Below are 9,477 nucleotides of genomic sequence, written 5' to 3'. Positions count from 1 at the left end.
AGCTCAACAGCGACACCTTGCCGCGCGTGCTGGTCAACCAGACCTATTATTCCGAGCTGTCGAAGAAGATCGGCAAGGACGGCGACAAGTCCTATTTCACGGATGCGTTGCAGAACGCGACCTGGCTCGTGCGCGCGCTCGACCAGCGCGCCCGCACCATCCTGAAAGTGGCGACCGAGATCGTGCGCCAGCAGGACGGGTTCTTCACCCACGGTGTCGCCCATTTGCGCCCGCTCAATTTGAAGGCCGTCGCCGATGCCATCCAGATGCACGAATCCACGGTGTCGCGTGTCACCGCCAACAAATACATGGCGACCAACCGCGGCACGTTCGAGCTGAAATATTTCTTTACGGCCTCGATCGCCTCGGCCGACGGGGGCGAAGCGCATTCGGCGGAAGCGGTGCGTCACCACATCAAGCAGCTGATCGATTCGGAGGAGCCCTCTGCGATCCTGTCGGACGACACCATCGTGGAACGCTTGCGCGCCTCGGGCATTGATATTGCCCGCCGCACGGTCGCGAAGTACCGCGAAGCCATGCGCATACCTTCCTCGGTGCAACGCCGCCGCGACAAGCAGAGCGCTCTTGGTAACGTCCTCTCTACCGCCTTGTCCGATCGCTCCCGCAATCCCGAACCGGCCTGATTGCGCTGGCGCCAAATCGCGCTACTCTCGATGCCCCATCGAGACCGATCCAAGCTGGGCACCAACCAAGCGAGGCATCACATGACTCTCAGAATCTCGGGAAAGAGCATCAGCGTCGGCGAGGCGCTGCGCGGCCGCGTTGCCGATCGCACCGACGAGGTGCTGCGCAAATATTTCGACGGCAATTATTCCGGCCACATCACGCTGAGCAAGGACGGCTTCGGCTTTCGCACCGATTGCGCCCTGCATCTCGATTCGGGAATCACGCTGGAAGCCGATTCGAACGCACCGGATGCCTATGCCAGTGCCGACCAGGCGCTGGTGATGATCGAGAAGCGGTTGCGGCGCTACAAGAACCGGCTCAAGGACCGCTCCGCGCGCAAGGCCCATGCCGCCTCCGAGGCGATGGCTGCGCTCGACGCCACCAGCTATGTGCTGGAAGCGCCCGGAGAGGGCGAAGAGGAAGTCGCCGGCTACAGCCCCGTCATCATCGCGGAGCAAACCACGTCGCTGAAGCGGCTCTCGGTCAGCGAAGCCGTCATGGAACTCGACCTCAGCGGGGCACCCTGCCTGGTATTCCAGCATGGCTCGTCCGGTCGCGTGAACATCATTTACCGCAGGGCGGACGGCAATGTGGGCTGGATCGACCCGCCGGGAGCAAAGGTGGACGGCCAGGCCGGTGGCTAGGCCCGTCAGCCGGCGCCCGTACCATCCCGCCCTTAACAATGACGGGGGCAAAGCTGCACGCGGGAGTTGGCACCGGGATTGCGTTGGAGTAGAAGCCCCCCACATCTGGGCCTGGCGGGGTTTCGGGCTAAGTCCCCCTCCTGCTTCATGTTATTGACGCCGGCCGGGCTTGGTCTATCAAGCCGGCCAAATCGGAACCTGACGGTTTAATTCACCTCGGAAAGCTTCCATGCCGATTACCGATCTGGTCGCACCCGAGGCGATTCTCCCGGCATTGAAAGTCAACAGCAAGAAGCAGGCGCTGCAGGAGCTCGCGGCCAAGGCCGCCGAGCTGACCGGGCAGAACGAGCGCTCGGTGTTCGAGGTGCTGCTGCAGCGGGAGAAGCTCGGCACCACGGCAGTCGGCTATGGCGTCGCCATTCCGCATGGCAAGCTGCCCAAGCTGGAGAAGATCTTCGGCCTGTTCGCGCGGCTCGATCGTCCGATCGACTTCGAGGCGATGGACGGCCAGCCGGTCGATCTCGTCTTCCTGCTGCTGGCCCCCGAAGGCGCCGGCGCCGATCACCTCAAGGCGCTCGCCCGCATCGCCCGCCTGCTGCGCGACCAGGACATCGCCAAGAAGCTCCGCGCCTCGCGCGATGCGCAGGCGATCTATTCGGTGCTGGCGCTGCCGCCGGCAACGGCGGCGTAACCTTCCGTCTTTCCGGCCCGGCAGGGGCCCGATCGTCCCTCGCACCTGATTGTGAGGGCAGCGTCCCGTCATGCCACCTTGATCTCAAAGGTAGAAGGTAGGACAATCTTCCCGCTTGAGACGCACGGCACATTGGGCGGCGCCAACATCCGCTGAGAGCCGTTCGAAGCCGTGGACTGAGCGGACGTGACTGGGAATGGAATGACGCCGTTGCGCCTCGCAGCCGCGGCGGGAGAACGGACTTGGGAATCAGGCCTCGACCGGCCGATTCCCGCGGCAGGCGCGTGTGCGAAGGCGCCCGTGGTGCGCGGTGAGGCAAGATTCGCCGTGCGTCAGGCGGTCAGCTCATGACCAGCCTGCACGATTCCGAGGAGGACGACAGCGCGATCTGGCAAGCGCCCGGCGTCGGCGTGGAAAAGCTCGCCAGAATCGTGATGCGTGGCTCGATCACCGTCAATGTGATCGCGTCGATGGGTGTCTTCAACCCCGCGCTGCTTCCCGCAGAATGGAGCTTCGTGCAGCAGGCCGTTGCGCTCCTGATGTGGGTCATCCTGATCTACGCCAGTGCCTTCGTGCGACCCTGCCTGCGCGTGCAGCCCAATCCCGATTTCATCGCGCTGGTCGCATTCTATGCTCTCGCCGCTGTTTCTGTGCTCTGGACCGGCCTCGCCACCGCGGCGATCATGAAGAGCGCGGCCCTCGTGATGACGACCTTTGGTGCGTACTGCCTGATCACGCGGATCGACATCGACGAGATCGTCGGAGCGACGGCGCTGGGACTCTTCATCTTGGTCGCCGCCTCGGCCCTGTGCGCGGTTTTCGTGCCCGAGATCGGCGTCGATGAGAGCTGGATGCACAACGGCCAGTGGCAGGGAATCTACGAATCGAAGCAGACCCTCGGCTTCATCAGCGCCTATCTGATGTTCTTTGCCTGCTATCAGAAGATGACGGGCCAGGGCTGGACAGTTTTTCTGCTGACGTTTCTCCTGGCATCGACATGCGTCATCGCCTCGGAATCCCGTGGTGCCGGCGCCGTTGCAATCGCCGCCGGTGCACTGCTCATGACCTCGCTATGGTCGATCCGCTGCATGAGGATTTACACGGTGCTGCCGGTCGTCATGTGCATCCTGGCTGCGCTGCTGATCCTCCATTTCTATGTCACGGGCTACGATTCCATCCATCTCGGCGAATCGACCATCAATCTGACCGAGCGAACCTTCATCTGGCAGTACGCCATCAGCCATTTCGACGATGCGCCGCTGCTGGGCTTCGGCATCAACGGGTTCTGGACGCGCCCTGCCATTTACGACTACTTCAACCAGAACCACGGCTGGGTGCTGGACAATTATCATAGCGGCTACATCGCGGTGGCGATGGAAACGGGATTCCTGGGATACGTGCTGTTCGTGGCGAGCGTCTATCTGTTCTCGGAAAAAGTTCTGTACCTGATCGCCACGCGGTCGATCGACCGTCGCCACTGCGCTCTCATCATCGGATTCGTCGTTCTCAGCTTTCAATCGAATTTCACGGAGACGATGTTCCTGCGCTCGACGATGTTCACCTCGGTGCTGCTCGTCGCATTCTTCTTCGCCGTGTGCAGGCCGGTGCCGCAGCACGGCCTGCAGCAATGATGGGGCAGCCAGGATGAATGCCATCTGCGTCCGCTGGGCTGTGACTTTCGGTCTCGCATTGACGCTATCCGTGCTTGCTATCTGCTCCCCGGCAGAGGCCGCCGGACAGGCCGCGTCCGCGCCCCCAAAACTGGGGCGCGGCATCAACATCCTCGGCTATGACGGCATTTGGGAGGGAGGCCGGAACGCGCCATTTCGTCTGGACAACCTCACCGCGATCAGGCGCGCCGGGTTCTCGCACGTCCGGATCAATTTCTTCGGCTTCAAGTTCATGGACCCGGAGAATGCGCTGGATGAGATCGTCTTGAGGCGGCTCGATGCCGTGATCGAGGAGGTGCTCGCCCGAAATCTCATCCCAATCCTGGACGAGCACGATACCCATATCTGTCAGCGCGACGTCTCCGAGTGCGCCGGGAAGCTGAAAGCGTTCTGGACGCAAATCGCCGCGCGCTATGCCGGAAAATATCCGAGGCTCGTCTTCGAGGTGCTCAATGAGCCGGGCGGGCAGATGACGTCCGCCGCCTGGAACGCCCTTCTGAACGAATGTCTCGGCATCATCCGCGCCACCAACCCCCGGCGGCCGGTGATCGCCGCGGTTCTCAACGTCGACGAGATGCCCGTCGAGGACCTGGTCCTGCCGCCGGATGACCGAAATATCATCGTCACGTTTCACTATTACGCGCCGATCCGCTTCACCCATCAGGGCGCACCGTGGTCGCCGACGTTCTCGCAAATAGGCCCGCTCGATTGGGGCACGCCGGAGGACGAGCAGAAGGCGCGCGCCGATTTCGACAAGATCCGGTCCTGGTCCGAACGGGAAAAGCGTCCGATCTATCTTGGTGAGTTCGGCGTGTACGAGGCCGCGCCAGCCGAAGCACGGACGAGATATCTGTCGTTCGTGGCGCGAAGCGCGGAGCGGCTCGGCTGGGCCTGGGCCTATTGGCAATTCGATCATGATTTCGCAGCCTTCGACAGCGCGCGTCAAAGCTGGAAGCCGGAGATCCTGCGGGCGCTGATTCCGGCCGAGCGCTGAGGCGGGAGCGCGACCTGAACTCAGCCGCGCCGGCGTGAAGCAATCCAACGATCGGATAGTTCAGCCTGGAGCGCCGTCATCAGGCTTAAGGCGCCGTGTTGCGGCGCGTTGTGATCAAACAGTATCAAAGTACCAAATGTATCGGAGTGTTGCTCCTCGAATACAGCGCGCGGAGGCCGGCCGATGTACCTTACCGGAGATTTCTATCGCTGATTGCTTCGGGGGTGACGAATGAAACGACTGCTGCTGGCGACGTCGGCTCTGATTGTCGCAGGCTCTGCTCAAGGTGCCGATCTGGGAGCTCGTCCCTACACGAAAGCGCCGGTTGCGGCGGCCGTGCCTTTCAGTTGGACCGGCTGCTATGTCGGGGGTCATGTCGGCGGCGGTGCGAGCCGAACGGGCTTCACGGATCCCGGCATCGGAACGGGGGCGGTCATCTCGCCTGCAATGACCATAGGCAATGTGCCTGGTGATCGCATTGGGGTGAACGGAGACGTCGGAATTGTAGGAGGCGTTCAGGTAGGTTGCGACTACCAATTTGCCAGCAACTGGGTGCTCGGGATTGCCGGCGATTTCACGGCCACCGATCTTCACGGCACCGCCAACGATCCCTTCTTCGCCGGAAAGACCGGCGCGCCCGCCACTCTATCGAGCCGCACCGACTGGGTCGCCAGCGTCACGGGTCGGGTCGGCTACACATGGGATCGCTTGCTCGTTTATGGCAAGGGCGGCGTCGGGTTTGCGCATGACCGATACAATCTGAACAATTTCTCGTCGATTGGCGGCTTCTTTTGTCCCGGTGTGGGATTCCTCGTTTTTGAGCCCTGCAATTCAAGCGCCAGCACCGATCGTGTCGGCTGGGTGGCAGGTGCCGGTGTCGAGTGGGCCTTCGCCCCGAACTGGTCGGCCTTGGTCGAGTACACTCACTACGGCTTCGACAGCAAGCGCGTGGGATTCGCCAATCCAGCCGCCGCCACCACTGCCTTGATCGATATTCGTCAGGACATCGATATCGTGAAGGTAGGCATCAACTATCGGTTCGGCGGGTCACCCGTCGTCGCGAAGTACTGATTGATCGCTTAAGCAGACAAAGGGAGCGGCCGGGGCTCAACCTCGCGCCGCTTCCATGCGATTCACGATCCGCTGCCCGATCGGGCTCTTCAACCAGGCCTGGAAACCGGGCCGGTCCCAGATCATCCGACGCAATACCAGAAGCGATCCATCCGTGTGCGATCGCACCGGTTTTTCGGGTTCGGGCTCGAGCGTCCATCCGAGCTTCGACAGATATTGAATGGTCGTCTGATTGCGCCCCAGCACGAACGCGCGGATGCGGCTCAGCTTGAGATCGTCGAACACGAACCTGAGCAGCGGAATGAAGGTGTTCACCGTCGCTCCGGCATTGCGGTGCTCCTTTTCTCCGATCACGGCGCTGACGAGCGCCTCGCTCGCCGCCGCGTTGATGTCGAGGCGGATGAAGCCGACATGGATGCGGCTGCCACGCTCGAAGATCCCGAGCAGGAGCCGTTCGCGCTGATCGAAGGATTTGATGTAGTCGGCGATCTCCGCCTTGGTCATCGCGCGCGGTGACGTGTTGAGGACATGCACCGTCCAGGGGTCGGACAACCAGTCCGCCCAGCGCTGCGAGGCGTCATCGCGCTTGATGGTGCGCAGAAAATAGCGCCCGGCCGGAAACCACAATTGCTGCTTGGGCAGACGTTCGACTTTCGGCGGCATGCCGCATCTAAGCAGTTTCGAGTCGGACGATCAATTTGGATGGCGCAACGTGCAGGCCTCGAGCGGCGATGCCTTCGTGGGCGCCGCTTCCGCGCATCAGCAGACCGTCGGCAGCAGGCGCCGGACTTCGTCGAGCAGTTCGGGAACCGCCCTCTTGTCACCCGCGAGGTGCTTGAGCAGCGCGCTCTGGAACAGACCGTCGAACAGCGCGTAGAGCGCGCCTGGCGACGACGCCGGCCGCTTGCCGCCGAGCTCGGCATAGCGCGAGGCAATGCGCCAGATCATCGCTTCCAGGCTCTTGTCGATCTCGAGGACATCCTTGCGAAACGCCGCCTCGAACATCGCCTGCGAGCGCAAATCGTACCAAAGCCGGTGCATGCGGGCTTCGTTCTGCAGCGTTGCTGCGAGCTTGGCGAGGAAGCCCTCCGTCAATTCGTCGCGGCTCGTCGCTGTCGCGACGACCTCGTCATAGCGCGTCACGCACTTGGCCTTGTAGTGGCGAACGCAGCAGCAGATCAGGTCGAGCTTGTCGCTGAAATAATAGTGGAACACGCCGTGCGTGAACGCCGAGTTCTGCGCGATCTCCCGCAGGCTGGTCCGGGCGAAGCCGAGCTCTCCAAGCGTTTCGAGCGCGGCCTCGGCAAGCTCGATGCGTCGCGCGTTGAACTTGTCGTCCCGCACGATCTCCGCCACGGCCTGTCGCTTCGCCGCTCCTGTCGCTTGCCGCGCCATCGTCGCGCTGTCTCCCGTCTCTTGGTCACCACGATCACGTCGTCGGTCATCGTCTACAGACCATCCTCTTTGACAACTGTCAAATTTTTTCCTTGACAACTGTCAAATTCCGGGAGGAGTGTGCGCGCTAAGAAATTTGGACAGTCGTCAAGACGTCAGCAAATGGAGGAAATGCACCCGCCGGCGCCGCGCCGCCGGAGCGGACTCGCATGCCGTTGCGCAACCGCGCCGGCACCGTGCTGCCAATCGCAGCGCGCACCGATCATCAGCGAACAGATCAGTCCAAAAGATCAGTCCAAGCAAAGGGAGGACGTGCGATGAGTGAGAAGAGTCTTGATGGCCGCAAAGCCCTGGTCACCGGCGGAGCCCGCGGGATAGGAGCGGCTATTGCAGAAGCACTGGCGCGCTCCGGTGCGGCGGTCATGATCGGCGACATTCTCGATGACGTCGGCAAGGATAGCGCCGGCCAGATCGCCAGGCTCGGAGTGAAGACCGGCTTCGTGCATCTCGATGTCGCCGACGATGTGCAGTGGGAGAAAGCGACTGCTGCGACGGTGGCCACCCTCGGCGGCTACGACATCCTCGTCAACAATGCCGGCATCGAGATCACGTCGCTGGTCAGCGAGATCAGGGCCGAGGATGCCCGGCGGATGTGCGACGTCAACATCGTCGGCACCGTGCTCGGCATGAAGCACGCCTTCCGCGCGATGCGGCCGGGTGGACCGGCGGGCAAAGGCGGCGCGGTCGTCAACATCGCGTCTGTCGCGGCGACGATCGCCTTCCCGAGCATCGCGGTCTATTCCGGCACCAAATCCGCGGTCGATCGCATGACACGGGTCGCTGCGATGGAGGCCGGCAAGCTCGGCTATGGCGTCCGCGTCAACTGCATCTATCCCGGCTTGATCCCGACCGACATGGGCCTGCAGCTGGCCAACGACATCGTCAAGATCGGTCTCGCGCCCGACGTCAACGCCGCGGTCGGCTCGGTGGTGGAGCAGACGCCTCTCGGCAAGCTCGCGGAGGTCGGCGACATCGCCAATGCTGCGGTGTTCCTGTGCTCGAACGAAGCCCGCTTCATCACCGGCATCGGACTGCCGGTCGATGGCGGCATGGGAATGTGAGCTGCAAACCCGACAACGAACATTTCGGAGGAACGACAATGAGCGCGAAGAAGCCCGTCATCGTCTATGGCGCGTCCGGCTACACCGGCCGGCTGGTCTGCGAATACTTACGCGAGTACAACATCCCCTTCATCGCCGCCGGGCGCAGCGCGGAGAAGCTCAACGCCGCCATGAAAGCGAATGTGGCCGGCATCGAGACCGCCGACTACGAGGTGGTGGAAGTGCCGCACACCGTGAGCGCACTGACGGAGTTGTTCAACGGCGCCTCGGTGGTGCTCAACACCGTGGGCCCCTTCGCCAGGTTCGGCGCCGAGGTGGTGCAGGCCTGCTGGGCGTCCCGATGCCACTACACCGACACCACCGGCGAGCAGGACTGGCTGATCACGCTCGAGCAGGAATGGGGCACGAAGTTCGCCAATGCCGGCCTGCTGCTCGCGCCGGGCATCGCGCAGATGTACACCACCGGCGAGATCGCCGCCCAGCTGTGCCTGGAGACGCCCGGCCTCGACACGCTCGATATCGCCGTGTTCTGGGGCGGCAGCCCGACCATCGCCTCGACGCAGACCATCCTGGTCAACGCCGCGATGGCCAAGGCCTATTATCTGGAGCAGAACAAGTATGTCGAGCATCAGGTGGATGCCGGTCTCTACAACCTCGCCATCCCCGGCCAGCATGAGCTCGCACTGGCGCTGCCCTGGGGCGGCACCTCGCACCCGGTGTGGTTCAAGCGCGATCCGCGCGTGGCCAACGTGAAGGTGCTGGGCGGCGTGTTCAACCGCGCGCTGATGCTGGGCGTGCCGCAGATCGTCGCCGCCGCGCTGGACGCGACCAAGAACATGAACCCCGACGACCGCTACGCTGCTTTGGCGCAGACCGCCGCCGGCGTGATGAACACCATGCCGCCGCGCGAGAACCCGCGCGTCAACAAGTCGCTGGATTCGGTGCATGCCTCCGGCCCGCTCGGGCGCGCGCACTGCGTCATCAACGGCAACAGCAATTACAAGCAGACCGGCTTGTTGCAGGCCTATGCCGCGGCGCATCTGCTGCAGCAGCCGCCCAAGCGCGTGGGCTTCGCCTCCGGCTGCCAGGCGTTCGGCCATCACGAGCTGCTCGGCCAGCTGCGCAGCTTCGGGCTGGTCAGCAGGCCGATCCTCACCGTGCACGACTGAGCAAGATCACGGGTGGCGCGGCCGCGCGCCACCCG

General features: G+C 63.2%; 9 protein-coding genes and 1 pseudogene. 8 read left to right on the top strand and 2 right to left on the bottom strand.

Annotated features, from left to right (window positions below):
• The 6 genes and pseudogenes from I6F17_RS32025 to I6F17_RS32000 all read left to right on the top strand — a co-directional run.
• A pseudogene (locus I6F17_RS32025) lies at positions 1-644 on the top strand (RNA polymerase sigma-54 factor); the annotation flags it as partial.
• Between the two features lie 81 nt (positions 645-725).
• Entirely contained in the window at positions 726-1,331 is a 606-nt protein-coding gene (raiA, locus tag I6F17_RS32020) for a ribosome-associated translation inhibitor RaiA (RefSeq protein WP_036041026.1), read from the top strand.
• Between the two features lie 229 nt (positions 1,332-1,560).
• On the top strand, positions 1,561-2,022 hold the full coding sequence (gene ptsN / locus I6F17_RS32015) for a PTS IIA-like nitrogen regulatory protein PtsN (RefSeq protein ID WP_008141251.1): 462 nt from the start codon (positions 1,561-1,563) through the stop codon (positions 2,020-2,022).
• A 347-nt stretch (positions 2,023-2,369) separates the two neighbouring features.
• Positions 2,370-3,653 (top strand): O-antigen ligase family protein, encoded by a 1,284-nt coding sequence (locus I6F17_RS32010; RefSeq protein ID WP_225129508.1) that lies wholly within the window; start codon positions 2,370-2,372, stop codon positions 3,651-3,653.
• Positions 3,654-3,666: 13 nt separating this feature from the next.
• Complete coding sequence (locus tag I6F17_RS32005) at positions 3,667-4,686, top strand: cellulase family glycosylhydrolase (RefSeq protein ID WP_225129510.1); 1,020 nt, start codon at positions 3,667-3,669, stop codon at positions 4,684-4,686.
• A gap of 231 nt (positions 4,687-4,917) precedes the next feature.
• Positions 4,918-5,757 (top strand): outer membrane beta-barrel protein, encoded by an 840-nt coding sequence (locus I6F17_RS32000; RefSeq protein WP_063888417.1) that lies wholly within the window; start codon positions 4,918-4,920, stop codon positions 5,755-5,757.
• Between the two features lie 36 nt (positions 5,758-5,793).
• Here I6F17_RS32000 and I6F17_RS31995 read toward each other — a convergent pair whose 3' ends face one another.
• Positions 5,794-6,420: a GNAT family N-acetyltransferase gene (locus I6F17_RS31995; protein WP_225129512.1), complete on the bottom strand. Its 627-nt coding sequence runs from the start codon at positions 6,418-6,420 to the stop codon at positions 5,794-5,796.
• Positions 6,421-6,516: 96 nt separating this feature from the next.
• Positions 6,517-7,152, bottom strand: a complete 636-nt coding sequence (locus I6F17_RS31990; RefSeq protein ID WP_225129514.1) for a TetR/AcrR family transcriptional regulator — start codon at positions 7,150-7,152, stop codon at positions 6,517-6,519.
• 317 nt (positions 7,153-7,469) lie between these two features.
• On the opposite strand from I6F17_RS31990, the gene I6F17_RS31985 reads away from it, so the two are divergent.
• Together I6F17_RS31985 and I6F17_RS31980 are read left to right on the top strand one after the other, a co-directional pair.
• The gene (locus I6F17_RS31985; RefSeq protein WP_225129516.1) at positions 7,470-8,273 is read left to right on the top strand and encodes an SDR family oxidoreductase; all 804 of its coding nucleotides are present in this window, start codon (positions 7,470-7,472) and stop codon (positions 8,271-8,273) included.
• Between the two features lie 38 nt (positions 8,274-8,311).
• A complete protein-coding gene (locus I6F17_RS31980) occupies positions 8,312-9,442 on the top strand; it encodes a DUF5938 domain-containing protein (protein WP_225129518.1) in 1,131 nt (376 codons plus the stop codon).
• Positions 9,443-9,477 lie beyond the last annotated feature (35 nt).

The organism is Bradyrhizobium sp. NBAIM18, from assembly GCF_020193825.1.
Lineage (GTDB): Bacteria > Pseudomonadota > Alphaproteobacteria > Rhizobiales > Xanthobacteraceae > Bradyrhizobium > Bradyrhizobium yuanmingense.
Note: the sequence above shows the minus strand (reverse complement) of the source record. Positions and strands in the feature narration are given on the sequence as shown.

What these genes read in the sequence shown, in the direction of transcription:
- raiA (WP_036041026.1), top strand. Translation starts at nt 726, where the DNA reads ATGACTCTCAGAATCTCGGGAAAGAGCATCAGCGTCGGCGAGGCGCTG.
- I6F17_RS31980 (WP_225129518.1), top strand. Translation starts at nt 8,312, where the DNA reads ATGAGCGCGAAGAAGCCCGTCATCGTCTATGGCGCGTCCGGCTACACC.
- I6F17_RS31985 (WP_225129516.1), top strand. Translation starts at nt 7,470, where the DNA reads ATGAGTGAGAAGAGTCTTGATGGCCGCAAAGCCCTGGTCACCGGCGGA.
- ptsN (WP_008141251.1), top strand. Translation starts at nt 1,561, where the DNA reads ATGCCGATTACCGATCTGGTCGCACCCGAGGCGATTCTCCCGGCATTG.
- I6F17_RS32010 (WP_225129508.1), top strand. Translation starts at nt 2,370, where the DNA reads ATGACCAGCCTGCACGATTCCGAGGAGGACGACAGCGCGATCTGGCAA.
- I6F17_RS32005 (WP_225129510.1), top strand. Translation starts at nt 3,667, where the DNA reads ATGAATGCCATCTGCGTCCGCTGGGCTGTGACTTTCGGTCTCGCATTG.
- I6F17_RS31990 (WP_225129514.1), bottom strand. Translation starts at nt 7,152, where the DNA reads ATGGCGCGGCAAGCGACAGGAGCGGCGAAGCGACAGGCCGTGGCGGAG.
- I6F17_RS31995 (WP_225129512.1), bottom strand. Translation starts at nt 6,420, where the DNA reads ATGCCGCCGAAAGTCGAACGTCTGCCCAAGCAGCAATTGTGGTTTCCG.
- I6F17_RS32000 (WP_063888417.1), top strand. Translation starts at nt 4,918, where the DNA reads ATGAAACGACTGCTGCTGGCGACGTCGGCTCTGATTGTCGCAGGCTCT.